The organism is Lutimaribacter degradans, assembly GCF_023703375.1.
Classification (GTDB): domain Bacteria; phylum Pseudomonadota; class Alphaproteobacteria; order Rhodobacterales; family Rhodobacteraceae; genus Lutimaribacter; species Lutimaribacter degradans.
Window position 1 is genome coordinate 91,457 of sequence record NZ_JAMQGO010000001.1, and the last position, 23,504, is coordinate 114,960.

The window sequence follows — 23,504 nt, forward strand, 5'->3', positions numbered from 1 at the left end:
TGTTTCCTGCTCAATCATTGCGGTGCGCGGGGGCACCCTTGATGGGTTTGCCCACGTTTGTGCCAAAGCATGATGGCAAAATAATGGAGAAAGCTTTACGGCTTTGCGCCGATCAGAACGCACCGAGCGCGAGGTAGATCACCAGCGTGCCCGCCAGCGGCAGACCCATAGGAAATTTCCGACCTGCCGACCAGCTTTGCCAATGGGGCGCCAGTGCGCGCAGCGCGGTATACTTGGCCAGGCGATGGCTTAGATAGGCCGCCGACAGGCTTGCGGCAAAGATCACGATCAGCACCTGCAGGTCCGCCACCCAAAGATAGGGCCCGGCTGCGGCCAGAAATTTTGCATCACCCGCGCCGGCCAGCCCGACCGCGTTCACCACCATTCCGAGGATCAGCAAGATGGGCATGTGCAGCAATTGCCAGCCATATTCGGGCAGGGGCATCAGCACCGGCCCGAATATGGCGAATAGCACGAAGAGCATGACGACCGTCCAGTTCGGGATGCGCATGCTGCGCAAATCGCTGAAGGCCACGTAAAAACACACGGGCGCCGCCACCACCAGCAGAACCAGCGCGGTCATATCCTGAATGGCCAACGCTTGTGACAGCCGTCCGATGAGCCCCAGCACGTCCATTGGCAGATCAGCCGCCTTCCAGCGCCCTGAGCGACCGCACAGCCGCCTCGAAATGTTGGGGGTGCGTTTCTATCGCGTCGCGCAAAAGGCCCTTGCCGGTTTCGACATCGCCCCGTTTGACCGCGCTCAACCCCAACGTATGCAACAGCTGTGCTCGTTCGACCTGGTCCATCGGCACGACGGGAAGGGTGTATTTGCCTTGCGCGCCGCGGGACAGGACCATGTTGTTCTTGGCGGTGAACAGGCTGCCATCGTGTTTAAGCGCCTCGGCAAAAAGGCGTTCGGCTTCATCGTAATCGCCCCGCGACAGCTTGGAATAGCCCCAGTTGTTCAGAACGCCGCCAGGGCGCGTGGTCAGCCCCACGGCAATTTCGTAGAAACTGTCGGCTTTTTTCCATTCCTCGTTGCCGTCGGCAATCATCGCCTCCAGCCGGTAGCGTTTGAAGGTCTCATGGGTCGGGGGGACACCGTTCAGTGTTTCCTCGGCCTCTTTCCACTGACCATTGCGAATGTAGGCATCGGCCAAGTCTACCGTGTCATCCTTGGTGGCATCGGCGTGTTGCAACACCTTTTTCCACGCGCTCACGGCTTCGGTGTGGCGCTTGGCGCGCACCATCGACTTGGCCAGGCCGCGCTGCAAGTCGATCCGCTCGGGCTTGTCCTCGACGGCGCGGGTGAAATATGAAACCGCCTCGTTCGGGTCGGCCACTGTCAGCATGATGTCGCTAAGGTTGCTTTCATCGACCACGTCAACTTCTTGAAAAGCGCGGTCGACCTTGTCCTTGTCAATCCGCTGTTCGCAGGCGGACAAGCCGAGAGACCCGGCGATACACAGGGAAATAAGAAGGGGGTGGCGCATGTTTTTGCGTCCCTTTTACTGCTCTTGCCTCTATGGCACGCGTCGGATGAGGTAATCACTGCTGCCCCGGCGCACCAATTTATAGTCTTGTTCTTTCTTGTCACCATAATCTGGATTTTTGTTTTTTGCTATGGCCAAGCGCAGATTATCACGGATTGAGTCACTTTCGCCATTGTCGAGTGCGTAGGCCCGGCGAAATACCTGCTCGGCTTCGGCCACGTTGCCCTGTTCCATCAGGACGACGCCAAGGTTGTTCCAGGTTTCCGGTATCGCGTTTTCGGTGTCTATGGCACGGCGTAAAAGTTGTTCTGCCTGGCCCAGCCGGCCAAGCCCCAGGTTCGCGGTGCCAAGCCCCGAAAGCACATCGACATCGCCGGTGCCACGCTCAAGCGCGGCACGGCTGTACGCTTCCAGCGCCAGCTCGAACTCACCGGCCTGAATAAGGCGATGGCCCACCAGCAGCCCGTCAACCGCCAAGGCGCCCGGTTTCGGGCCCGGCGCATAGGGGCCGCGCGATGAATCAAGGCCGCCCGTGGAACAGGCGGCCAAGACCAATGTTGCGATCAGCGCGATCCCCGGGCGGATCGAAGTCATGCCGTGTTTGCCCCGTTTCTAGTTGCCGGTCGCGCTCTGGATGTTCGTGATCCCGTTAACGGACGGACCGACAAGGATGATCAGAAGCGGCGGCACTGTCAGGGTCATTGTGACAAGTGTCATCTTCGTAGGCAACTTGTTTGCCTTTTCCTCGGCGCGCATCACGCGTTTGTCGCGCATCTCGCCGGCATAGACGCGCAGCGCATCGGCGATCGAGGTGCCGAAGCTGGCCGATTGGATCAGAACTGTCACGAAGCTCGATACGTCCTGCACGCCGCAGCGTTCGCCCATGTCGCGCAGCACCGAGGATTTGTCCTTGCCGGCCTTGATCTCGTAGCTGACGATTTCGAATTCGTCGGCCAGCGCCGGAAACGAGGGGCGGATTTCCTTGGACACGCGGATGATGGACTGATCCAGCGATTGGCCGGCCTCGATGCAGACCAGCATCATGTCCAGTGCATCGGGAAAGCCTTCCTGGATCTGGTTCTGGCGTTCCTGCTGCCGCTTCGTCACCCAGTATTTCGGTGCCATGTAACCCACGACGCCGGGCCCGAGAATGTGCATCAAGGTGCTTTGGGTGGTCAGGTCGGGCGCACCGGCCTTGAATGTCATGTAGTAGATCGTGCCAACGACCACACCACCGATCCCAAGTGCGAATTGCGCAAAATGGAAATAGCGCACGGAATCCTTGGTGCGATAACCCGCCTGCATCAGCTTCTGGCGAACGGCCGAGTATTCCTGTTCGTTCTGGGGCTCGAGGAATTCCTTGTATTTCTCAAGCTTGTTGTTGGCCTGGTTGGTGCGCAGTTTCTTGCCGGGCTTGTGCACAACGCCCCGCTCGTTCTCCATGCGCAGCTTTTCCAGCGGATCCTTCTTCTGGCTCAGAAGGATCGGGATGGTGGCAAGGATCAGGAACAGACCCAGCCCGCCCACCACGATCAACGGGCCGAATTCACCAAGGCTGCCGGTAAGGATGTCGTTCAACTGTTGCATCGTCGTCTCCTCAGACCTTGATGTTCACAAGCATGCGCATGACCAGCAGGTTGGCGACCAGAAATCCGCCGACCACGAAACAGGCCGGGATGAACCAGGGGTGATCCAGCACGTCGTCGTAGTAGTTCGGGTCCAGAAGGTTGATCGCGATTAGCGCGAACACGGGGAAACCAGACAAGAATTTTCCCGACCACTGTGCCTCGGCGGTGATGGCCTTGACGCGGCGGAACAGGCGAAACCGCGCGCGGATCACCTTGGCAAGGCCCGCCAGGATCTCGGCGAGGTTGCCGCCCGACTGCTGCTGGATCGTCACCGCCACGGCGAGAAAGCGCAAATCCTGCATGTCCAGGCGCTCGGCCAGGTCTTTCAACGCTTCGCCCACGTCGCGCCCATAGGCGGATTCGTCGGCAATGATGCCGAACTCGGTGGCCAGCGGGTCGGGCACCTCCTTGGCGACGATCTGGATGGCCGATGAAAAGGGGTGACCGACGCGCAGGCTGCGCACCATCAGTTCGACCGCATCGGGCAATTGTTCCTCGATCATCGACATGCGTTTCTTGGCCTTGTGGTTGACCCACATGAAAATGCCGCCCACGCCCATGCCCACGGCGACCGCTGCGCGCACCGGGGCGCTGGTTTCGGTGCCGATGGTCAGGCCGAGGAAGGAAATGACCGAAAGCGCCACCATGAGCATGATAAGCTGCACTGGCGTAAAGGCGATCGCCCCCTTTTGCGCGCGGTCGGCCAGCATCGCGTAAAGCGGTATCCCGCGCGAGTTCATGTGCTGGCGCATCTCCTTGCGCAGCTTGGCCATCACCTCTTCGCGGCGGCCGCCCTGTTCGAGCATTTCAAGCCGGCGGTTCACCCGGTTGTTCAGGCTGATCGAGCGGCCGAATACCGTGAGGTACAAACCTTCCACCAGCACCAGGACACCGATGAAGATCAGCCCGTAGATGAGCGGCTCAATACTTATGGACATGACTGGTTACTCCGCGGCGATGGGTTCAAAGATGTTGGCCGGCAGGTCATAGCCCCAGAGCCGGAAACGTTCGGAGAAGTTGCTACGCACGCCGGTGGCCGTGAAATGGCCGATGATCTTGTTTTCCGGCGTCAGGCCGACACGCTGAAAGCGGAACACTTCCTGCATCGCGATCACGTCGCCCTCCATGCCTGTGATCTCGGTGATCGAGGTCATGCGGCGCGACCCGTCTTGCAGGCGGCTGGCCTGCACGATGACGTTGACGGCGCTGGCGATCTGGCTGCGCACCGCCTTTATGGGCATTTCGATCCCGGCCATGGCGATCATGTTTTCCAGCCGGCTGACGCCGTCGCGGGCGCTGTTGGCGTGGATGGTTGTCATCGAACCGTCGTGGCCGGTGTTCATGGCCTGCAACATGTCGATCACTTCCTCGCCGCGGGTTTCACCCACGATGATGCGGTCGGGGCGCATACGCAGTGCGTTGCGCAGACAATCGCGCTGGGTCACGGCCCCCTTGCCCTCGACGTTGGGCGGGCGGCTTTCCATCCGGCCGACATGGGTCTGTTGCAGCTGGAGTTCGGCGGTATCTTCGATCGTCAGGATGCGTTCGGCATTGTCGATGAAGGATGACAGGGCGTTGAGCGTCGTGGTCTTGCCCGAGCCCGTTCCGCCCGACACGATCACGTTCAGGCGGCACGCCACCGCGGCTTGAAGATAGGCGGCCATTTCTTCCGAAAAGGCGCCGAAATTCACCAGGTCGTCGATGCCCAGCTTTTCCTTCTTGAATTTCCGGATCGACACGAGGCTGCCATCCACCGCGATGGGCGGCACCATGGCGTTGAAACGCGAGCCATCGGCTAGGCGTGCGTCGACATAGGGGTTGGATTCGTCAACGCGCCGCCCGACCGCCGAAACGATCTTGTCGATGATCCGCTGAAGGTGCTTTTCATCCTTGAAGGTGACATCGGTCAGTTGCAGCTTGCCGTCGCGCTCAACGAAGATCCGCTGCGGCCCATTCACCAGGATATCGTTGACGGTGTCATCCTTGAGCAATGTCTCAAGCGGGCCGAGACCGCGCACTTCGTCGTAAAGCTCCTGGTTCAGGGTCGTGCGATCCTCGCGGTTCAGAACGATACCCCTTTCCGACAGAACCTCGGCCGCGATTTCGGAGATCTCGGCTTTCAGCTCGGCTTCCGAGGCGGCCTCGATCGCGCTGAGGTTCAGGTTGTCCAGAAGCGAGCGGTGCAGTTCCAGCTTGATGTCCCCCAACCGCTCCTTGCGCTTGCGCTCCTTGTCGGCGGTCGCGACCTGGGCCGGGGTCTTTTGGGGGGCTTGCCGTGCAGAAGAGACCGGCGCGGGTTGGGGCGCGGCTGCCGCGCGGGCAGGTTTCGGCGCAACGGCCTTGGGCGCGGGGGCCGGGCGCGGCGCAGTCGACGCGGGGGCAGTCTGTTTCTTGTAGCGCGAAAACATGCCTTACTTCCTCACAATCATCACGCGGCCTCTTCGGCATCGCTTTGGCCAAACTCATGCAGGCTTTGCGCCAGCTTGGCGATTTCCTTGCGCAGCGGGTTCTTGCCCGCGCTCAATGCCAGGGGCTGGCCGTGATCGGCCCCCTGCGTGACCGGCCGGCCGCCATCGGGAAGCAGCAGTTCGATCGAGATGCCCAGGCTTTCGGCCATGCGCTTGACGCGCGACTTGCCGTTCAGGTCGGTGAATTTCGGCGCGCGGTTCAGGACAAAGCGGATCTTGTCAAAGGGCATGTCCTCGGATTGAAGCAGCCGCTTGAACCGCAGCGTGTTCTGCGCAGATCGCATGTCGAGCTCGATCATGGCGAAATAGACCTGCGCCTGCGACAATGCGGTTTCGGTCCATTGCACCAGGGTATGCGGCATGTCGATCACGACATAGTCGAAATGGTGGCGCGCAATCTCGATGATTCGTGACACGTCTTCCGACCCTATCAGGTCAAGCGGGATCATGTCGGGCGGCGCGGTCAGCACCTGCAAGGCATCCTCATAGCCGATGAGGGCCGCCTGGAAGCTTTCGTCATCCATCGACTCGGTATCGCCGAGCAACTCCAGAACCGCCTCGCGGCGGGGCAGGTCGAGGTAGGTCGCCGTCGCACCGTATTGCAGGTCGAGATCCAGCAGGCAGACCTTGGGCGGCGTTTCGCCCTTCTTCGCGACCTGCGACAGCTCCCATGCAAGGTTGACTGCGAATGTCGTGCAGCCGCTGCCGCCGGCTATGCCGTGGACGGCCAGCACAACACCTTCGCGCGATGGGCCGCTGCCACGCCGGGCGCTCGGGGCGCTTTCGTCGGCTTCGGCATGGGCGGTGGGGGCAGGGGCGCGCAGCCGGTCGATCGCGGCCTGCAACTCGTTCTCGGGCAAGGGGTAGGGCACGAATTCATCCGCGCCCTGCCTAAGCAACTGGTGCAGGGCGGTTGGGCTGATGTCTTCGGCGATCAGAATGACCTTTATACGGTTGGCCTTGGCGCTGGTGATGATTTGGCCCAGCATGGCCAGGTTTTCCTCGTCATCCGCATCCACGGCCAGCGCGATGAACTCCAGTGTTTCGGCCTCGGGCTGATCGAGAAAGGCAAGCGCGTCGTCAAAGCCCAGGTCGCCCCAGGTTTCGCCCATCGCGGTTTCCATGTCTTCGACCAAGAGGTCGAAATTCTTTACATCACGGCTAACCGTGCAGGCGAGGATCGGACTTGCCTCCGGCACCATTTGAGCGTTGCTTGTCATTCGCCTCATGTCCTTTTTTCGAGAAGCGGCAGACAGTTGAACCGTCTTCGTGCTTCCGGGTCCGACTCGGCGGACCTGTTATTCACTCAAGGTGAAGATGTCGGAGAATCTGGGCGAGATTGCGGCCAAAAGATCGAAATTGTGCGTTATCTTCAAACGATAAGAAAAAGCGGGCTGCATTGTTGCGCCCGCTTGTCCAAGGTCAGGATGTATTTTCCGATTATTGATCGGTTCCGAAGTCCGCGCCGGTGATCCCTTCAAGGTTCGACGTCGGTTCAGCGCTGGCGACATATTCGCGATAGATGACCTCGGCGTATTTGCCGTCCATCACCGTGGGGTGCCGCTTGAGAAAGCCGGAAACCTCGGTCACGGTGCGGCGGTTGCGCCGCTCGCGGCCTTCGGTCACGACAAGAGGCTGCGTTTCACCGTAGCTCACCACCGCCTCGAGGCGGCTGCGATCGACGCCAAGCGATGTCAGGTAATGCACCACCGCGCGGGCCCGGCGCAGGCCAAGCCGCTTGTTATAGTAATTCGATCCAACCTTGTCGGTGTGCCCGTAAACGCGGAACCGAACCTCGGGGAACTGGCGGATCCAATCGGCTTGGCGGCGCAGGTTCGCACGCGCCGTTTCGTCAAGCACGGCCGAATTGAACGCGAAATTGACCATCGAGGGCACTTCGCGCGCGAACCGGTTCGACAGGTCCACGGCATAGCTGCGCTCGCCGTTCTGGTACATGATGTTGTTCATCGTCGAGTTGCCGAAATCCGCATTGCTATGCAGGACACCGGCTTCGCGCCAGAAACTGGAATTCGCCATCTGCCTCTCGCTGCAGGCGGTCAGGGCCACAAGGCCGGTCAGTGCGAGTGTCTTGTACATCTGCCTTGCTCCCATCAATCCATCACATAGCCGTAGGACCCCTTGAAGTCCTGCTTGGCAACTTCGCCAGCGGCCCCCTTGAGCGGGCGGGTCGAGCCATCGTTGCTCGTGACGCGGCCGTAAAGGAACAGATCCTTTTCAGACGGGGGTTTCACCCTGTCCGTCGGCAGGCTGAGCGCCTCGCCACGGGTTGGGGTCACCAGGTGCGCGGTGATGATGATTACCAGTTCGGATTGCGAACGCTGATACTCGGCGCTGCGGAACAGCGCGCCCAGCACCGGGATGTCGCCCAGCCAGGGAACCTGGCCGCTGAGATCGCGGAAATCGTCCTTGAGCATGCCCGCGATGGCAAAGCTTTCGCCGTCGCGCAGTTCGACCGTGGTGGTAGCTTCGCGCCGCTTGAAAGCGTCGATCTTGAAGGAGTTGAGCTCAAACCCGCGGGTCGGGTCGATTTCCGAAACCGCGGCCTCGAGTTCGAGGTTGATCAGCTTGTCGTCCAGCACGCGCGGAACGAAATTGAGTTCGATACCGAAGGGCTTGAACTCGACGGATACCCGACCGTCGCTTTGGCTGACCGGAACGGGGTATTCGCCGCCGGCCAGAAACTTGGCTTCCTGGCCGGAAAGGGCCGTCAGGTTGGGTTCGGCCAATGTGCGGATGACGCCCTTGCTTTCAAGCGCTTCCAGCAAAACGCCGACTTCGACCGAGCCGGCATTGAAACCGAACAGCATCGCGCCGTTCTGTTCGGTCGACGCGGGCAGCGTGCCGGCGAGGGCATCGCCCTGTGATACCGAATTGGCGGTGGTGTTCGTGCCGCCCGAGATACCCAGGTCACCGCCCAGCGATGTGCCGTTCAACGCCAGAGAGGCGCTGAGCGATTTCGACACGTTGCGCTCCATCTCGGCGAAACGAACCTTCAGCAGAACCTGTTGCACGCCACCGACGCTCATAAGGTTGGACACGCGTTCGGGCGCATAGCGTTCGGCCAAGTCCAGCGCGCGCTGCATCTTCGATGTGCTCGAAACCGTGCCTGACAGCACGATACCGTCATTCGCGGTGCGCACCTCGATCCGTTCATCGGGCATGATCTGGCGGATGCGTTCCTTGAATTCCGAGATATCTGCCGCGACCCGTACGTCCACGTTGGTGATCAACTGGCCGTTCGCATCCAGCAAGGTCAGCGTCGTCAGACCCGGTGCCTTGCCCAGCACGTAGATGGTGCGATCGCTCAACGATGAAATGTCGGCAATGGCCGGATTGGCGATGCTGAGTTCGGCGAAGGGTGTTTCGCTTTCCACCACGACCGCGCGGTTCATCGGCACGCTAAGTGACGATTCCATGCCGCTTTTCACGACACGGACGGATTGTGCCGCCGCGGGGCTGGCCAGGAAGGACGGTGCATATACCAATGCAAAGCCGACGAACGCCGCTTTGATAAACTTGTCGATTTTCATGTGACCTGCCTCTCGATCACGCCTCGTTACATCGGCCTTGTCCGACCGTATTTTGAACGACCATGAACGAAACTTGGATTTTTTGCAAGAATCAAGCTGTTCGGCAATTCTTTTAACGTAGATATCCGGCAACATGCCTGAACAAGCGAAGCCGGCCCGCTTTGGACGGGCCGGCCGGGATGCGGGGTGGGTGCGGATCAATTCGTGCAGGGGATCGGGATTTCGACCACTTCGGAACCACGGCGGGTGCGGATGGTGCAGACCTTTTCCTTAACCTCTTCCTCGACAACCATGTCGGCCAGGCCCAGCAACTTGCGCTGGTCGATTTCGATCGCCCCCGAGACACTGTCATCATCGAGCCCGACCAAAGCCAGCGACAGCCGGCCGGTCGATTGCGCCAGCGCGAGGCTTGCAACCTGCTCCGGCCGCACGGACACGGTGACGGTGCGCGCGATTGCGGCGCCGGTCGTTTCACTATTGGCAGACTGGTCGATGGCGATGACGTTCACGCCGGTTTCGATCAGTTTGGTGACTTCCTGGCGGCTTTCGCTATTGCGCGCACCGCCGGAGCGGGCAACCTGCCCGGTCCAGTAGACATCCACGCGATGGCCCGGCATCAAGAAGCCCGACACGCCGCTGGCCACGTCGACCTTGATCGCGAAGGCACGCTTGCCACGTTCCAGCTGCGAAGTGATACCGACCTCTTCGCCCGGCTGGGTGACCTTGACGGCCATCACCGCCTCGTCCTTTTCCATGGTGCGCAGCACGCGGCGGCGTTCATCGGTATTCTCGGGGAACAGCGCACCTTCCTGGGTGAACGCACCTTCGGGCACGGCCTCTTCGGGCCAGCGCACCTCGCGCACATCCTCGGGCATGAGGATCTCACCGTATTTCAGCGGCCGTTCGGCCACGTAGACTGGGACGGTTTTCACCAGTTGCTCTTTCATCGCATTCGCCTCGGCCAGTCTGGCCTGGTAGCTGGCGATGTAATTCTTGGCCATGTAGACGGCGAAACCGGCCAGCGCGAGGCCGGCGACCAAGACCAATCCAAAGATTACCCGCATGCTGTTACCTCTTCTCGTTTCGGCTTTCGGCAAGCGAACCTGCCGTGCCGTGTTGCGCTACCCCGTATGCTTGGCCGGGGGCGTGGGGCGCACCCGCCACCGAAAGTCGAAGGCGGGTGCACAGTGTCATTTGCCGATCTCGCTGCCGATATTGGTTGCGGCCTCGGCTGAAAGAAGGTTCGTTTGGGTTTCGATGCCGATGTAGGCAGCGGTCGCCAGGCCAACGACGGCCGCGGTCAGCACGACCCAATCAACGGTGACTGCGCCGTTGTCGTCGCGCAGGAAGCGTCTTGCAAATTTCAACATTCAGTCCTCCACGGGATCCTAAATCATTAACCAACCCGTCGTTTTCCTGGCCAACTCTCCGGCAGTCGGATGAAACAGGTTAAGGATTGATGCCATTGGATTGAGGCAGAATTTTGGTTTCAAGATAGCGATTTGCAGGTATTGCGATGCCGACAAGCCAGCATGTGAAAAGGGCCACCTGAAAGCAGGTGGCCCTTCTAGGGTGTTCAAGCATGGCGTGTTGCGCCACCAAAACCTTACTTGGTCAGTTCGCCTTCGATGTTGGTCGCGGCGGCATCGGCCAGGGCCTGGGTCTGGGTTTCGATCGCGCCGTAGGCCGCGATGGCCAGGCCAACCACGGCTGCGGTCAGCACGACCCAGTCAACCGTGACGGCGCCGTCTTCGTCTTTGCGGAAATTCTTGAAAAAGTTCATCATGGTACATCCCTCCAAAGGATCGGTTACTCAGGTTGCCCTACCGATCCGGAAAATCCCGACCCGTGTTTTCCCTCTGGGGGCGGGGCCGTCTCGGTATGTTGCGTTTATCGGGGACAAATGCGGCATGAATTTGGTGTTAACGCGGTCAAGAACGGCAATTTCAGGGCCTTTTCGCGGATTTCACGTCAACTGCGACATGTCGGCACTTGCGTCCAAGCCGTCGGTCAGTTCGAAACCAGTTGGTTGGCCTGGGCAATGGAAAAGGGCCACCTGAAAGCAGGTGGCCCTTCTAGGGTGTTCATGCATGGCGCGTTGCGCCACCAAAACCTTACTTGGTCAGTTCGCCTTCGATGTTGGTCGCGGCGGCATCGGCCAGGGCCTGGGTCTGTGTCTCGATCGCGCCGTAGGCGGCGATGGCCAGGCCAACCACGGCTGCGGTCAGCACGACCCAGTCAACCGTCACTGCGCCGTCTTCGTCGTTGCGGAAGTTCTTGATAAAGTTCATCATGGTATGTCCCTCCAAAGGATCTGTTGCTCAGGTTCTCAACCAGGCAGTGAATGAAGTGGGCGTTGCTCTCATACTGGCCCGTCGCCGCCTTGGTATGACGTTAATTAGCCAAAGCAATCGGGCATGATTGGGGCAGCAATCGAGCCATTTTGGAAAATTTGAAGAAATTGACCTGAAAAATTATAACATAATGAAAAATAACAACAAAAAAACATTTTCCGCACCTGCATGCACGCATTTTTCTGTCCGCTGCCGCAGTTTTTCCATCAATTCCGCTTTGGAAATGGCTTTTCCGACCCGATTCCAGTAAATTCGGGTTAACGAGCAGAAGAACAAAAGGCAGGTCATGTGATGAGGCGGCGGTCACTTGTGGTGGCGCTTGCGGTGGCAATGGGGCTTTCCGGCCCCGTGCTGGCCGAGGGGCCGAAACCTTTTCCGGATTTTACCTTCAAACGCGTCACCCCCCCGAAAAAGGGTGAGCGCCCCAAGCTTCCGCAGATCGAGCCTCGGACCGAGCCGGCGGTGGCCGCGAAACCGACCGACAGGGAAGAACCTGCCACGCGCAACGCGCGGTACGATTGGTTCTGGCAGGCCGTGTCACCGGACATGGAGGGCGCAGGGCCCGCGCGGTTGGAGCCTGCGCTGAACAGCCTGTCGAACCCACCGCAGGGGCAGGGGGTGGCCGCGCCACGCCTGGGTGACCTGCTGCGAATCGCGCGCGACCGGCAGGCGGCGCTTTTGCTGAACACGGTGGGCACCAGGGTGTCGCCCGCGCTGGCACTGGCCGTCATATCCGTTGAATCCGGTGGCCGCCCGGATGCAAAGAGCGAGGCCGGCGCACAGGGCCTGATGCAGCTGATCCCAACCACGGCCGCGCGGTTCGGCGTCACCGACAGCCTTGATCCACAAGACAACATAAAGGGCGGTATCGCCTACCTGGATTGGCTGCTGAAAGAATTCGAAGGCGATGCCATCTTGGCACTGGCTGCCTACAACGCGGGTGAGGGGGCGGTGAAAAAGCACCAGGGCGTGCCGCCCTTTGCCGAAACCCGTGATTACGTGCCGAAGGTTCTGGCGGCCTTTGCCGTGGCGCGTGCCCTGTGCAAGACCCCGCCGCAGTTGATCTCTGACGGGTGCGTGTTCAACCTGGGCTCGTGAAAAAGGCCGCGCCTGGTGTGGCACGGCCCTGTTCGAAACCCGAAGTCCGGTTCAGACGATCGTGGCCTCGGTCGCGGCCACCAGTTCGTCATGGGTGACGCCGGGCGCGGTTTCCACCACGTGAAGGCCCTTGTGCGTCACGTCCAGCACGCCTAGGTTGGTAATGATCCGGTCAACCACGCCCTTGCCCGTCAGCGGCAGGGTACATTCCTTCAACAGCTTTGACTCGCCGGCCTTGTTGGTATGGTCCATCACCACAACCACGCGGCCAACGCCGGCCACCAGGTCCATTGCGCCGCCCATGCCCTTGACCAGCTTTCCGGGGATCATCCAGTTGGCCAGGTCACCTTTTTCGCTGACCTCCATCGCGCCCAGGATTGCCATGGCGATCTTGCCACCGCGGATCATGCCAAAACTTGTGGCGCTGTCGAAATAGACCGAATGCGGCAATTCGGTGATCGTTTGCTTGCCGGCATTGATCAGGTCCGGGTCTTCCTCGCCCTCATAGGGGAAAGGGCCCATGCCCAGCATGCCGTTTTCCGATTGCAGCGTCACCTCGACGCCTTCGGGTATGTAGTTGCTTACCAGCGTCGGAATCCCGATGCCAAGGTTCACGTACATCCCGTCTTCCAGCTCTTGTGCGGCGCGCGCCGCCATTTCGTTGCGATCCCAAGGCATATGCGTCACCCCTTTTTCCTGTTACTGGTCCGTAAAGCCCACCGGCACGTCGATCATGACCACCGTGCCGGCGGCCCCACGGGCCACGTTGATTGTTGCGTCGAGCCCGTCCAGCAATTGCTTGATCAACTGCCCGCCCAACGTCTTGTCGCTTGGAAACTCGGCTCCGGCGGGAAGGCCCACACCGTCATCCGAGATCATGATGCGCAGCCCGCCTGCCGCCAATTGCGTCACGCGCAGTTCGACATAGCCCTGCTGCAGCCCTTCAAAGGCATGGCGGAACGCGTTCGTGACGACCTCGCACATGCTGAGCGCGATCCGGGTCGCTGTTTCAAGATTGACATGGATCGGCTCGATGAACTGGTTGAAACGGATGCCCGCGCGCCCGTCATGAAACGCGATGCCGTTGGAGATGCGGCTTAGCAGGCTGCCAAGGTCGATGAAACCGTCATTGACCCGACGGTCGGCCAGTTTCATTTCCTCGTAGACAAGTTGCAGGCATTCCAGCCGCCGGGGCAGGGCTTTGGCCTCGTGCAAAATCTCTTCCGTGTCGGTGCTGCGCAATTTCTGCAGCCCGGCAAGCATCAGTGACAAATCCTTTTCCACGCGGCTGCGGATAAGATTAAGATGGGTATGCTCGATCTGGTTTTCCGACGCACGGTCACCGGGCCGCAGCTCTTTCTGGATACCGAGAAAATAGATCGCTTCACCCGCCTCGTTCTTTATGGGGGTGAGAATCAGCCGGTTTTGAAACGGCGTGCCATCGGCGCGGTAGTTCAGGATATCGACCGAGGCTTCGCGGGCCTCCTTCACCGCTGTGCGAATCTGGTCGACATCGCGCTTGTCGGTCCGCTCGCCCTGCAGAAATCGGCAATTGCGCCCGATCACGGCCGAGCGCGCATAGCCCGTGGTGCGTTCGAACGCGTCATTGACATAAATGATCGGATTGTCCTCAAGCCGTGGATTGGTGATGAGCATGGCAATGCTCATGCGGGAAAACCCGACAAGAACGTCGCCTTCACTCAGCACCAATGACATGTCTTGATCGTGCACGGGCGCGGTTCCCTGTCAGGCGGCCTTGCGCGGGCGTGTCGTGCGCTGCTCGATCCGCTTTTCGTGCTCACCCTGGATCAGGCGATGGACGTAGATGCCGGGCAGGTGAATCGCATTGGCGTCCAGTTCGCCGGGTTCCACGATCTCTTCGACCTCCATCACGCAGACCTTGCCGCACATCGCCGCCGGCGGATTGAAGTTGCGCGCGGTCTTGCGGAAAATGCAGTTTCCGGTCGTGTCGGCCTTCCACGCCTTGACGATGGCCAGGTCGGCAAAGATACCGCGTTCGAGGATGTATTCCTCGCCATCGAAGATCTTTACTTCCTTGCCATCGGCAATCTGCGTGCCGACGCCGGTCTTGGTGTAGAAACCCGCAATGCCCGACCCGCCGGCGCGCATACGCTCGGCCAGTGTGCCCTGGGGGTTGAACTCAAGCTCCAGCTCTCCCGACAGGTATTGGCGCATGAACTCGGCGTTCTCGCCCACGTAAGACGACATCATTTTCTTGACCTGGCGGGTGGTCAGCAGCTTGCCCAGCCCGAAATCGTCGACACCGGCGTTGTTCGAGGCGACGGTCAGATCCTTCACGTCGCTGTCGACGATGGCGTCGATCAACAATTCGGGGATGCCACAAAGGCCAAAACCGCCCGCAGCGATCAGCATGCCATCATGCAGCAGACCGTCCAGCGCCTCGGAGGCCGAGTTATAGACTTTTTTCATGGGTCTCTCCCTGAAGTCGGTTGTTGGCAATGTCTTGCCGGGTGGAGCGCGCAGAGTCAACGTGAAGGTGGACCGCTGCATACCGACCAAGGGGCCGGGCCGCAGCCACGCGGCACGTTCAGGCCTTCTTGGCCGTCTTGCCCGTGGTTTTCTTTCGCCCGCCGCCCTTCTTGGCCGATTTCTCGGCGATCAGTTGCACGGCCATGTCCATCGTGACCGCGTCAGGCTCGGTCTCCTTGGGGAGGGTGGCGTTGATCTTTCCCCATTTCACGTAAGGCCCGTACCGTCCGTCCATCACGTTGACCGGCCCACCTTCGTCAGGATGCTCGCCCAGCTCTTTGAGGGGCTTGGCCGCCGCACGTCCGCGCCCGCCGGGGTTGGCGCGCTTTTCGGCCAGCAACTCGACCGCGCGGTTCATCCCGATCTCGAAAACGTCGGCGGGGTCTTTCAGGTTGGCGTAAACGGGCTTCGCATCGTCGGGCAACTGGTGCATGACGTAAGGCCCGTAACGGCCGAAATTCGTGCTGATCATGCCGCCCTCGGGATGCTCGCCCACCTGGCGCGGAAGCGAAAGCAGCGTCAGCGCCTTTTCCAGCGTCATCTCGTCGGGCTCCCAGCCTTTGGGCAGGCTGGCGCGGTCGGGCTTCTTGTTCTCCTCTGTCACCTCGCCGCGTTGCACGTAGGGCCCGAACCGGCCCGAGCGCAGGCTGATCTCGTTGCCATCCTCGTCTTCGCCCAGCACCCGGTCGCCCGTCTCGGCCGCTTCGCCACCGATGGGCCGGGTATACCGACACTCGGGATAGTTCCCGCAGCCCACGAACCCGCCCGAGCGCGAGGTTTTCAGATGCAACTGGCCCGTGCCGCACAACGGGCAGATGCGCGGATCGCTGCCATCCTCCCGTGGGGGGTAGAGCGTGGGCGCCAGCGCCTCGTCCAGCACGTCGAGCACCTCGGAAATGCGCAGTTCGGACGTTTCGGCAATCGCGGCCGAGAAGTCGCGCCAGAAGCGTGACAGAAGCTCTTTGTAATCTGACTCGCCCGCGCTGACATGGTCCAACTCGTCTTCGAGCGCGGCAGTGAAATCGTATTCCACGTAGCGGCGGAAGAAATTGGTCAGAAAGATCGTGACGATCCGGCCCTTGTCCTCGGGGATAAGGCGGTTCTGCTCCTTGCGCACATATTCGCGGTCCTGGATCGTGGTGACAATGCTGGCATAGGTTGACGGACGCCCGATCCCCAGCTCTTCCATCTTCTTGACCAACGTCGCCTCGGTATAGCGGGGCGGGGGTTGGGTGAAATGCTGGTCTGGCGTGACACCTCGCTTTTCGGCCTTTTCGCCCTCCATGATCTGGGGCAGGCGCTTGTCATCATCGTCAACCACCTCGTCGCGGCCCTCTTCGTAGACGCGCAGGAAGCCGTCGAACTGAATCACCTGCCCGGTGGCGCGCAGCCCCACCTGGCCATCGGCACTGGCAATCTCGACGGTGGTGCGTTCCAACCGCGCGGCGGCCATCTGGCAGGCCAGCGTGCGTTTCCAGATCAGGTCGTAAAGCTTGCGTTGATCGGCATCCGACAATTTTAACGCCGCGGCATCCTTGGCCATGTCGGTGGGGCGGATGCATTCATGCGCCTCTTGCGCGTTCTTGGCCTTGTTCTTGTACATGCGCGGGCTGTCGGGCACGTATTCGGGGCCGAAGCGATCCTTGATGGCGTCGCGCGCGGCATGCACTGCCTCGGGGGCCATGTCGATGCCATCGGTTCGCATGTAGGTGATGTGACCGGCCTCGTAGAGGCGCTGCGCCGCGCTCATCGTCTGGCGAGCGCCCATGCCGAACTTGCGGCTGGCCTCTTGCTGGAGCGTCGAGGTCATGAAGGGCGCGCTGGGGTTGCGGTTCGCCGGTTTCGCCTCGACCGATGTCACAGTCAGGTCGCGGCTTGTCACGGCCTGCACCGCCAGTTCGGCCTGGGTTTCATTCTCGATGTCGTACTTGTCCAGCTTCTTGCCGGCCAGAACGGTCAGGCGCGCCTCGTATTCCTGGCCGCGCGGCGTGCTCATCAGCGCCTTGACCGACCAGTACTCGCGCGGTTTGAACGCCTCGATCTCCATCTCGCGCTCGACGATCAGGCGCAGGCAGACCGATTGCACGCGGCCGGCCGATTTCGCACCCGGCAGCTTGCGCCACAACACCGGCGACAGGTTGAAACCCACAAGGTAGTCCAGCGCGCGGCGGGCCAGGTAGGCCTCGACCAGCGGGGCGTCGATCTCGCGCGGGTTCTTCATCGCCTCGCTGACGGCATCCTTGGTGATCGCGTTGAAGGTCACGCGGCGCACATCGGTGTCTTTCTTGATGGCGCGGCGCTTGGTCAGCGCTTCTTTCAGGTGCCAGCTGATCGCCTCGCCCTCGCGGTCGGGGTCGGTGGCAAGGATCAGTTCGTTGTCGGTTTTCAGTGCCTCGGCGATGGCGCGAACGTGTTTCTGGCTGTCGCTCGTAATCTCCCATTTCATGTCGAAATCATGCTCGGGATCGACCGAACCATCTTTGGGAGGCAGATCGCGAACGTGCCCGTAAGAGGCCAGAACGGTGTAATCAGAGCCCAAATACTTGTTGATTGTCTTGGCCTTGGCAGGAGATTCGACAACAACGACGGGCATATGATTTCCTTTCGACTCGACACCGGGGGCTTGGCGGCGGAACATGTGGGTTGCCGTATGTCTTTGTCAATGCGCCGTTTTGAAGGCCGGGGCCACTTGCCCGTCTGCGGCAGGCCCACCGCGCTCTTGTCAATCGCCGGGCTCGCGGCGGTTGCGGGCGTTCAGCAATGTTCTAAAAAATGGGTGGCGCGCGGCGTCAGGTTGCGCGGGCCAGCAACCCGCCGGGGTGGCGGATGATGCGGCCGTCAAGCTCCAGGTCGGTAAGTGCCGGGGCGACCGCCTGCGCGGGAGCGCGCAGATCGCGGATAAGCTGGTCCTCGGCCAGTGGCGAGGGGCCAAGACGGTCGAGGATCTGGCTGTGCAGCGCGGCGGTTTCTTGCAGGCTGCGGCGTTCTGGCGCGGGGTCGGGTATGGTTGGCGTGCCCGCCCGGTCGGGCTGGGCACGCGGTGGTGCCGGCGCGTTCTGCGCGGGCAGCGCCTCCATCACGTCTTCGGCGCGGCGCACGAGCGTGGCGCCATCGCGGATCAACATGTTGCAGCCGGCGGCGCGCGCATCGAACGGGTGGCCGGGCACGGCCATCACCTCGCGCCCCTGGTCGAGCGCGTCGCGTGCCGTGATAAGGCTACCCGATTTCGCCGCGGCCTCGACCACCACGACGCCGCGCGCCAACCCCGAGATCAGCCGGTTGCGGCGCGGGAAATGCCGCGCCTGTGGCGCCACGCCCATGGGCTGTTCCGACAGGCGCAGGCCGGTCCTTGCGATGTTTTCGGCAAGCTGCGTGTTTTCCGCCGGGTAAATCACGTCGACACCGCCGGCCATCACGGCGATGGTGCCGGTACCGAGGGCGGCCAGATGCGCCGCGGTATCGACTCCGCGGGCCAGCCCCGAAACGATGACAAAACCCTGTTTTGCCAGGTCAAGCGCCAGCGCGCGCGCCATGCGGGTGCCCAGCGACGAGGCGTTGCGGGCGCCGACCATGGCAATGCGGTCGCGCGTCAGCAGGCCCGTATCGCCAAGCGCCCAGAGGATCGGAGGCGGATCGGGAAGATCGAGAAGCGCGGCAGGATAATCGTTTGCGCCCACGCATAACATCTGTGCATCCGCGCCGCGCGCCTTGCGCAGTTCGGCCTGCGCCACCTCTGGCGGGCAGGGTGTGTAGCTTTCGACGCCCGCTGCGCGGGCGACGCCGGGCAAGGCGTCAAGCGCGGCGGCTGTCGAGCCGTGCTCGTGAAGCAGCCGGTAAAAGGTCGAGGGGCCAACCCTGCGTGATCGCAAGAGGCGAAGCCACGATACCCTCTCATCTTCCGTGGTGGGTGGGAGTGGGGGGTGAGTGGAAGGATGAAACTCTTCTGGCATCGCGACCTCGCCGTCTTGCTGGAATCATCTCTAGCGTGCGGCTGGTTAATGGCCGGTAAACCAGGCCGGGCCCGCCACGCATGCCCAAAGGCTTTATCCCCCCGAACCTCCTACGGTCAGCCCGCCGAGCATCACCGTGGGCTGGCCCACGCCAACTGGCACCCATTGCCCGGCCTTGCCGCAATTGCCCATGCCGGGGTCAAGCGCCATGTCATTGCCCAGGGCGCGGATCTGTTGCAGTGCCGTGGCACCATCGCCGATCAGCGTGGCGCCCTTGACCGGCGCGCCGATCTTGCCGTTCTTCACGCGGTACGCCTCGGTGCAGGAGAAGACGAACTTGCCATTGGTTATATCGACCTGCCCGCCACCAAAGCCAACGGCGTATATGCCGTCTTTAAGGTCGGCCACGATATCGTCCGGCTCGGCATCGCCGCCCAGCATGTAGGTATTGGTCATGCGCGGCATCGGCGCGTGCGCATAGCTTTCTCGTCGCCCATTTCCGGTCGGGGCGACGCCCATGAGGCGCGCGTTCTGGCGATCCTGCATGTAGCCCACCAATATGCCATCCTCGATCAACGTGTTGCGCGCGCTGGGCGTGCCCTCGTCATCGAAAGTGAGGCTGCCGCGCCGGTCGGGGATGGTGCCGTCGTCCAGAACGGTCACGCCGGGCGCGGCCACCCTTTGACCCAGAAGCCCCGCGAAAGCCGAACTGCCCTTGCGGTTGAAATCCCCTTCCAACCCATGGCCCACGGCCTCGTGAAGCAGGATGCCGGGCCAGCCCGGGCCCAGCACGACATCCATCACGCCGGCGGGTGCGGGCTCGGCGCACAGGTTGACCAGCGCAATGCGCAACGCCTCTTGTGCCTTGGCCTGCCAGTCTGACGGCTCCAGCAACCCGTCCAGGGCCACGCGCCCACCCCCGCCCGCCGTGCCTTGTTCGCGTCGGCCCTGATCTTCGACGATGACGCTGACATTGACGCGGGTCATCGGGCGGACGTCGCGCAGGCGCTGGCCATCGGGGCGCAAGATCTCGACTTCCTGGCACGACGCGGCAATGGTGGCCGAAACCTGCACCACGCGCGGATCAAGGTCGCGGGCGAAGGCGTCGATGGCGCGCAGCGTTTCCAGCTTTACGGGGAACTCCACACCGGCAATCGGGTCAGCATCGGTGTAAAGGTGGCGGTTGGTTGCCTGTGGCCCTGCCGCCATCGTGCCGCCGCCATCGCCCACCGCCAGCCGGGCGGTGGCCACCGCGCGCGTCAGCGCGGCCTGCGAAATCTCGGAGGAATGGGCGTAGCCAGATACCTCGCCGCGCACCGCGCGCAGGCCGAACCCCTCGGAGGCATCGTAGCTGGCGGTTTTCACGCGACCATCGTCGAACACCAGCGCCTCGGCGCGGCGGCGTTCCAGGAACAGCTCGCCATCATCGGCGCCGGCGGTTGCCTCTTGCAACTGGCGCAGGGCTGCATCGTGGTCGAGCATCGTGTCGAACGGGCGAAACTCATTCTGGACCATGGGGTGGGGCCTTTCGCTGCTACCCGGACACGGTGCGCCCGGTGCCGCGAGATATAGACGCAGGACAGCCCGCTTTCCACCGTTTCCGGGGTGCAGCCCTCTTGATTCGGCGGAAAACACATTCAAAAAACGTGTTTTTCCGCCTTGTTCGCAGGCGCTCAATTGATCTATGTCAAAAAAGCGTCCGTTTGCCGCAACCGAAATTGTTGTCCAATTGGGTAGAATGTGGTTTCTGGCAACGACCGACCGAACGGGATTCCGCCGTATACAACGCCGGGCGGAGTCACGGGGGACCATAAATGACGAGCGATCAACCGATCAGGGTGACACATGCGACTTTTATCTAGCCTTCTGGCCGCAACAGCAGCCTTCGGCGCCGCGCCGGCCTTTGCGCAGGACGCGCTTGAAATCATTGGCAAACCGACGCAGGGCGGCATGGGCTTCCAGCCCGCTGCGACCGAACTGGCCCGCGATCTGCAGGGGCTGGATGGCCTCATCCTGGTGATCATCACCGCGATCACCATCCTGGTGTGCGGCCTGCTGCTGTACATCATCTTCCGCTTCAATGGCCGCGCCAACCCGAAGCCGGCCAGCTTCACGCACAACTCGCCGCTGGAAGTGGCCTGGACGATCGGCCCGATCGTGATTCTTGTCTTCATCGGGGCGTTTTCGCTGCCGGTGCTGTTCAAGCAGCAAGAGATCCCCGAGGGTGACGTTTATATCAAGGTGACGGGTTACCAGTGGTTCTGGGGCTACGAGTATACCGATCATGAATTCGGCTTTGAAAGCTTCATGCTGGCCCGCGACGAGCTGGAAGACTACGGCTATGGCCAAGATGAGTACCTGCTGGCTACCGATACGGCCGTTGTGGTGCCCGTCGGCAAGACCGTGGTGATGGATGTGACCGCCGCCGACGTGATCCACAGCTGGACCATCCCGGCCTTCGGCGTAAAGCAGGATGCCGTGCCCGGTCGTATCGCGCAGCTTTGGTTCGAAGCCGAGAAAGAGGGTGTGTATTTCGGCCAGTGCAGTGAATTGTGCGGCAAGGATCACGCTTACATGCCGATCACCGTCAAGGTCGTGAGCCAGGAGGCGTACGACGAATGGCTGCAGGGGGCGATCTCGGAATACGCCGGTACCCCTGCCTCGATCCAGGTGGCCTCGGCTGACTGACGCACGCCAAGCGGCATGCGCCCGCCAGCGTATGCCGCCGCACCATCTGACAGGACACGAAAAAGATGAGCGACGCGACGATCAACAGCACTGTGAACCAGCCCGAGGCTGGCTTTGGCGACTACGTTGCGCTGCTCAAGCCGCGTGTGATGTCCTTGGTCGTGTTCACCGCGGCCGTTGGCCTATTGGCCGCGCCGGGCGCAGTGCATCCGTTCATCGCGTTCTGCGCGATCCTGTTCATCGCCATCGGGGCCGGTGCCTCTGGCGCGCTGAACATGTGGTGGGATGCTGATATCGACGCGGTGATGAAACGCACCGCGCGCCGGCCGGTGCCCGCAGGCAAGGTCACGGCCGACGAGGCGCTGGGCGTGGGCGTGGCCCTTTCGGGGCTGGCAGTGACGATGCTGTGGCTGGCCACCAACTGGGTCGCCGCGGCGATTCTGGCCTTCACCATATTTTTCTATGCCGTCGTCTATACCATGTGGCTCAAGCGTTGGACGCCGCAGAACATCGTGATTGGCGGTGCTGCTGGGGCGTTTCCTCCGATGATCGGTTGGGCCGTGGCCACGGGCGGTGTTTCGGTGGAATCGGTGTTGATGTTCGCGCTGATCTTCATGTGGACGCCGCCGCATTTCTGGGCGCTGGCACTTTTCATGAACTCCGACTACGAAAACGCGGGCGTGCCGATGCTGACCGTCACCCATGGGCGTCGCACGACCCGTACCCATATCTTCGTGTACACGCTGCTGCTGGCCGTGCTGGCCCTGGGGGCGGGGGTCACCGCGATTGGCGGCCCGATCTACATGGCCGTGGCCGTTGTGCTGAACGCGATGTTCGTGCTGGGTGCTTGGCGCATCTGGCGCCGCGACGAAGACAGCGCGGCATTAGATAAATACTTGGTGGAAAAAAAGTTTTTCCGTCTGTCGCTTCTGTATCTCTTTGCGCATTTCGGGGCGATCTTGGCCGAGGCGGCACTGCGCCCCTGGGGCATGGGGGGCTGGTAAGCGATGAGCTTTCACAAGGAACACGAACTGCACACCCGTCGAAAAGGCCGCAATATCGGTCTTGGACTTACGCTGGTGGCGCTGATTTGCATCGTCTTCGGGTTGACGGTGGTCAAGGTGACCCGTGGCGATTTCGAACCGCCGCGTGGCCAGGTCGAAGGAAACTGATTGATGGCAATGGATCCTAAAACCAAGACTTTGGCACAAACGGTCGGGGTCGTCGTCCTGATGGGCGGGCTGGCATGGGCCTCGGTGCCGTTTTACGACTGGTTCTGTCGCGTGACCGGGTTCGGCGGGGTAACGGATGTCGCGGAAGCGGGGTCGGACGTGATCCTGGACCAGACCATCAAGATCCGTTTCGACGCCTCGAAAGAGCGTGGCATGCCGTGGGAGTTCAAGCCGCTGCAGCGCGAGATGGATATTCGCATCGGCGAAACGGGGCTGGCCTTCTACGAGGCGTACAACCCCACCGACCGGCCCGTGGCAGGCAGCGCCAGCTACAACGTGGCCCCCTACGAAGCAGGCGGGTTCTTTACCAAGATCGACTGTTTTTGTTTTGAACAGCAGATACTGCAACCAGGCGAGCGGGTTGAAATGCCGGTCACCTTCTATGTAGATCCCGAAATCGTCGATGACCGCGACGCGAAATACGTGCACCGCATCACGCTGGGCTACACGTTCCATGAAATCGACCTTCCCGAAGAGCAGGCCACGCGTGCTACGGGCAAGGACAAAACCGTTAACTAAGAAAAGCCA

The 23,504-nt window shown here is 61.6% G+C and carries 24 protein-coding genes; 5 read left to right on the top strand and 19 right to left on the bottom strand.

The window, feature by feature from the left end; translation table 11 throughout:
* Nucleotides 1-112: 112 nt before the first annotated feature.
* From M8744_RS00470 to M8744_RS00530, 13 genes are all read right to left on the bottom strand, one after another.
* Complete coding sequence (locus M8744_RS00470; RefSeq protein WP_353049780.1) at nucleotides 113-637, bottom strand: A24 family peptidase; 525 nt, start codon at nucleotides 635-637, stop codon at nucleotides 113-115.
* A gap of 7 nt (nucleotides 638-644) precedes the next feature.
* Nucleotides 645-1,496 (bottom strand): tetratricopeptide repeat protein, encoded by an 852-nt coding sequence (locus tag M8744_RS00475; RefSeq protein ID WP_251407733.1) that lies wholly within the window; start codon nucleotides 1,494-1,496, stop codon nucleotides 645-647.
* Between the two features lie 30 nt (nucleotides 1,497-1,526).
* Nucleotides 1,527-2,090, bottom strand: a complete 564-nt coding sequence (locus tag M8744_RS00480) for a tetratricopeptide repeat protein (protein ID WP_251407736.1) — start codon at nucleotides 2,088-2,090, stop codon at nucleotides 1,527-1,529.
* Nucleotides 2,091-2,108: 18 nt separating this feature from the next.
* The gene (locus M8744_RS00485) at nucleotides 2,109-3,083 is read right to left on the bottom strand and encodes a type II secretion system F family protein (protein ID WP_251407739.1); all 975 of its coding nucleotides are present in this window, start codon (nucleotides 3,081-3,083) and stop codon (nucleotides 2,109-2,111) included.
* A gap of 10 nt (nucleotides 3,084-3,093) precedes the next feature.
* On the bottom strand, nucleotides 3,094-4,062 hold the full coding sequence (locus M8744_RS00490; RefSeq protein WP_251407742.1) for a type II secretion system F family protein: 969 nt from the start codon (nucleotides 4,060-4,062) through the stop codon (nucleotides 3,094-3,096).
* Between the two features lie 6 nt (nucleotides 4,063-4,068).
* Nucleotides 4,069-5,532, bottom strand: coding sequence for a TadA family conjugal transfer-associated ATPase (locus M8744_RS00495; RefSeq protein WP_251407745.1), 1,464 nt, complete (start codon nucleotides 5,530-5,532; stop codon nucleotides 4,069-4,071).
* 20 nt (nucleotides 5,533-5,552) lie between these two features.
* The gene (locus M8744_RS00500; protein ID WP_252474041.1) at nucleotides 5,553-6,812 is read right to left on the bottom strand and encodes a CpaE/TadZ family protein; all 1,260 of its coding nucleotides are present in this window, start codon (nucleotides 6,810-6,812) and stop codon (nucleotides 5,553-5,555) included.
* 220 nt (nucleotides 6,813-7,032) lie between these two features.
* Nucleotides 7,033-7,689 (bottom strand): OmpA family protein, encoded by a 657-nt coding sequence (locus M8744_RS00505; RefSeq protein WP_251407747.1) that lies wholly within the window; start codon nucleotides 7,687-7,689, stop codon nucleotides 7,033-7,035.
* Between the two features lie 14 nt (nucleotides 7,690-7,703).
* Nucleotides 7,704-9,143 carry a type II and III secretion system protein family protein gene (locus M8744_RS00510; protein ID WP_251407750.1) on the bottom strand — a complete coding sequence of 480 codons (1,440 nt, stop codon included), beginning with the start codon at nucleotides 9,141-9,143 and terminating at the stop codon, nucleotides 7,704-7,706.
* Between the two features lie 197 nt (nucleotides 9,144-9,340).
* Nucleotides 9,341-10,207 (bottom strand): Flp pilus assembly protein CpaB, encoded by an 867-nt coding sequence (cpaB, locus tag M8744_RS00515; protein ID WP_251407753.1) that lies wholly within the window; start codon nucleotides 10,205-10,207, stop codon nucleotides 9,341-9,343.
* Nucleotides 10,208-10,333: 126 nt separating this feature from the next.
* A complete protein-coding gene (locus M8744_RS00520) occupies nucleotides 10,334-10,513 on the bottom strand; it encodes a hypothetical protein (RefSeq protein WP_251407756.1) in 180 nt (59 codons plus the stop codon).
* Between the two features lie 236 nt (nucleotides 10,514-10,749).
* Nucleotides 10,750-10,929 carry a Flp family type IVb pilin gene (locus tag M8744_RS00525; RefSeq protein ID WP_251407759.1) on the bottom strand — a complete coding sequence of 60 codons (180 nt, stop codon included), beginning with the start codon at nucleotides 10,927-10,929 and terminating at the stop codon, nucleotides 10,750-10,752.
* Nucleotides 10,930-11,257: 328 nt separating this feature from the next.
* Nucleotides 11,258-11,437, bottom strand: coding sequence for a Flp family type IVb pilin (locus tag M8744_RS00530; RefSeq protein WP_251407762.1), 180 nt, complete (start codon nucleotides 11,435-11,437; stop codon nucleotides 11,258-11,260).
* Nucleotides 11,438-11,788: 351 nt separating this feature from the next.
* Between M8744_RS00530 and M8744_RS00535 the strand changes: the two genes are divergently transcribed.
* Complete coding sequence (locus tag M8744_RS00535) at nucleotides 11,789-12,595, top strand: lytic transglycosylase domain-containing protein (protein ID WP_251407765.1); 807 nt, start codon at nucleotides 11,789-11,791, stop codon at nucleotides 12,593-12,595.
* Between the two features lie 51 nt (nucleotides 12,596-12,646).
* Here the strand turns inward: M8744_RS00535 and M8744_RS00540 are convergent, their stop codons facing one another.
* The 6 genes from M8744_RS00540 to tldD form a co-directional block, all read right to left on the bottom strand.
* A complete protein-coding gene (locus M8744_RS00540) occupies nucleotides 12,647-13,273 on the bottom strand; it encodes a 3-oxoacid CoA-transferase subunit B (RefSeq protein ID WP_251407768.1) in 627 nt (208 codons plus the stop codon).
* Nucleotides 13,274-13,294: 21 nt separating this feature from the next.
* The gene (locus M8744_RS00545) at nucleotides 13,295-14,326 is read right to left on the bottom strand and encodes a PAS domain-containing protein (protein ID WP_251407771.1); all 1,032 of its coding nucleotides are present in this window, start codon (nucleotides 14,324-14,326) and stop codon (nucleotides 13,295-13,297) included.
* Between the two features lie 15 nt (nucleotides 14,327-14,341).
* Nucleotides 14,342-15,046 (bottom strand): CoA transferase subunit A, encoded by a 705-nt coding sequence (locus M8744_RS00550; RefSeq protein ID WP_251407774.1) that lies wholly within the window; start codon nucleotides 15,044-15,046, stop codon nucleotides 14,342-14,344.
* 118 nt (nucleotides 15,047-15,164) lie between these two features.
* A complete protein-coding gene (gene topA, locus M8744_RS00555) occupies nucleotides 15,165-17,699 on the bottom strand; it encodes a type I DNA topoisomerase (RefSeq protein ID WP_251407777.1) in 2,535 nt (844 codons plus the stop codon).
* Nucleotides 17,700-17,895: 196 nt separating this feature from the next.
* Nucleotides 17,896-19,056: a DNA-processing protein DprA gene (gene dprA, locus M8744_RS00560; RefSeq protein ID WP_251407781.1), complete on the bottom strand. Its 1,161-nt coding sequence runs from the start codon at nucleotides 19,054-19,056 to the stop codon at nucleotides 17,896-17,898.
* 93 nt (nucleotides 19,057-19,149) lie between these two features.
* On the bottom strand, nucleotides 19,150-20,571 hold the full coding sequence (gene tldD / locus M8744_RS00565; RefSeq protein WP_251407785.1) for a metalloprotease TldD: 1,422 nt from the start codon (nucleotides 20,569-20,571) through the stop codon (nucleotides 19,150-19,152).
* A 330-nt stretch (nucleotides 20,572-20,901) separates the two neighbouring features.
* Between tldD and coxB the strand changes: the two genes are divergently transcribed.
* The 4 genes from coxB to M8744_RS00585 all read left to right on the top strand — a co-directional run bounded on the left by coxB (nucleotide 20,902) and on the right by M8744_RS00585 (nucleotide 23,495).
* Nucleotides 20,902-21,744 (top strand): cytochrome c oxidase subunit II, encoded by an 843-nt coding sequence (gene coxB / locus M8744_RS00570; protein WP_251407789.1) that lies wholly within the window; start codon nucleotides 20,902-20,904, stop codon nucleotides 21,742-21,744.
* Between the two features lie 65 nt (nucleotides 21,745-21,809).
* Entirely contained in the window at nucleotides 21,810-22,748 is a 939-nt protein-coding gene (gene cyoE, locus M8744_RS00575; protein WP_251407792.1) for a heme o synthase, read from the top strand.
* A 3-nt stretch (nucleotides 22,749-22,751) separates the two neighbouring features.
* Nucleotides 22,752-22,916 (top strand): cytochrome c oxidase system small membrane protein, encoded by a 165-nt coding sequence (locus M8744_RS00580; RefSeq protein WP_251407794.1) that lies wholly within the window; start codon nucleotides 22,752-22,754, stop codon nucleotides 22,914-22,916.
* 3 nt (nucleotides 22,917-22,919) lie between these two features.
* Nucleotides 22,920-23,495 carry a cytochrome c oxidase assembly protein gene (locus tag M8744_RS00585; RefSeq protein WP_251407797.1) on the top strand — a complete coding sequence of 192 codons (576 nt, stop codon included), beginning with the start codon at nucleotides 22,920-22,922 and terminating at the stop codon, nucleotides 23,493-23,495.
* Nucleotides 23,496-23,504: the final 9 nt, after the last annotated feature.

What these genes read in the sequence shown, in the direction of transcription:
- M8744_RS00470 (WP_353049780.1), bottom strand. Translation starts at nt 637, where the DNA reads ATGGACGTGCTGGGGCTCATCGGACGGCTGTCACAAGCGTTGGCCATT.
- M8744_RS00475 (WP_251407733.1), bottom strand. Translation starts at nt 1,496, where the DNA reads ATGCGCCACCCCCTTCTTATTTCCCTGTGTATCGCCGGGTCTCTCGGC.
- M8744_RS00480 (WP_251407736.1), bottom strand. Translation starts at nt 2,090, where the DNA reads ATGACTTCGATCCGCCCGGGGATCGCGCTGATCGCAACATTGGTCTTG.
- M8744_RS00485 (WP_251407739.1), bottom strand. Translation starts at nt 3,083, where the DNA reads ATGCAACAGTTGAACGACATCCTTACCGGCAGCCTTGGTGAATTCGGC.
- M8744_RS00490 (WP_251407742.1), bottom strand. Translation starts at nt 4,062, where the DNA reads ATGTCCATAAGTATTGAGCCGCTCATCTACGGGCTGATCTTCATCGGT.
- M8744_RS00495 (WP_251407745.1), bottom strand. Translation starts at nt 5,532, where the DNA reads ATGTTTTCGCGCTACAAGAAACAGACTGCCCCCGCGTCGACTGCGCCG.
- M8744_RS00500 (WP_252474041.1), bottom strand. Translation starts at nt 6,812, where the DNA reads ATGACAAGCAACGCTCAAATGGTGCCGGAGGCAAGTCCGATCCTCGCC.
- M8744_RS00505 (WP_251407747.1), bottom strand. Translation starts at nt 7,689, where the DNA reads ATGTACAAGACACTCGCACTGACCGGCCTTGTGGCCCTGACCGCCTGC.
- M8744_RS00510 (WP_251407750.1), bottom strand. Translation starts at nt 9,143, where the DNA reads ATGAAAATCGACAAGTTTATCAAAGCGGCGTTCGTCGGCTTTGCATTG.
- cpaB (WP_251407753.1), bottom strand. Translation starts at nt 10,207, where the DNA reads ATGCGGGTAATCTTTGGATTGGTCTTGGTCGCCGGCCTCGCGCTGGCC.
- M8744_RS00520 (WP_251407756.1), bottom strand. Translation starts at nt 10,513, where the DNA reads ATGTTGAAATTTGCAAGACGCTTCCTGCGCGACGACAACGGCGCAGTC.
- M8744_RS00525 (WP_251407759.1), bottom strand. Translation starts at nt 10,929, where the DNA reads ATGATGAACTTTTTCAAGAATTTCCGCAAAGACGAAGACGGCGCCGTC.
- M8744_RS00530 (WP_251407762.1), bottom strand. Translation starts at nt 11,437, where the DNA reads ATGATGAACTTTATCAAGAACTTCCGCAACGACGAAGACGGCGCAGTG.
- M8744_RS00535 (WP_251407765.1), top strand. Translation starts at nt 11,789, where the DNA reads ATGAGGCGGCGGTCACTTGTGGTGGCGCTTGCGGTGGCAATGGGGCTT.
- M8744_RS00540 (WP_251407768.1), bottom strand. Translation starts at nt 13,273, where the DNA reads ATGCCTTGGGATCGCAACGAAATGGCGGCGCGCGCCGCACAAGAGCTG.
- M8744_RS00550 (WP_251407774.1), bottom strand. Translation starts at nt 15,046, where the DNA reads ATGAAAAAAGTCTATAACTCGGCCTCCGAGGCGCTGGACGGTCTGCTG.
- topA (WP_251407777.1), bottom strand. Translation starts at nt 17,699, where the DNA reads ATGCCCGTCGTTGTTGTCGAATCTCCTGCCAAGGCCAAGACAATCAAC.
- dprA (WP_251407781.1), bottom strand. Translation starts at nt 19,056, where the DNA reads ATGCCAGAAGAGTTTCATCCTTCCACTCACCCCCCACTCCCACCCACC.
- tldD (WP_251407785.1), bottom strand. Translation starts at nt 20,571, where the DNA reads ATGGTCCAGAATGAGTTTCGCCCGTTCGACACGATGCTCGACCACGAT.
- coxB (WP_251407789.1), top strand. Translation starts at nt 20,902, where the DNA reads ATGCGACTTTTATCTAGCCTTCTGGCCGCAACAGCAGCCTTCGGCGCC.
- cyoE (WP_251407792.1), top strand. Translation starts at nt 21,810, where the DNA reads ATGAGCGACGCGACGATCAACAGCACTGTGAACCAGCCCGAGGCTGGC.
- M8744_RS00580 (WP_251407794.1), top strand. Translation starts at nt 22,752, where the DNA reads ATGAGCTTTCACAAGGAACACGAACTGCACACCCGTCGAAAAGGCCGC.
- M8744_RS00585 (WP_251407797.1), top strand. Translation starts at nt 22,920, where the DNA reads ATGGCAATGGATCCTAAAACCAAGACTTTGGCACAAACGGTCGGGGTC.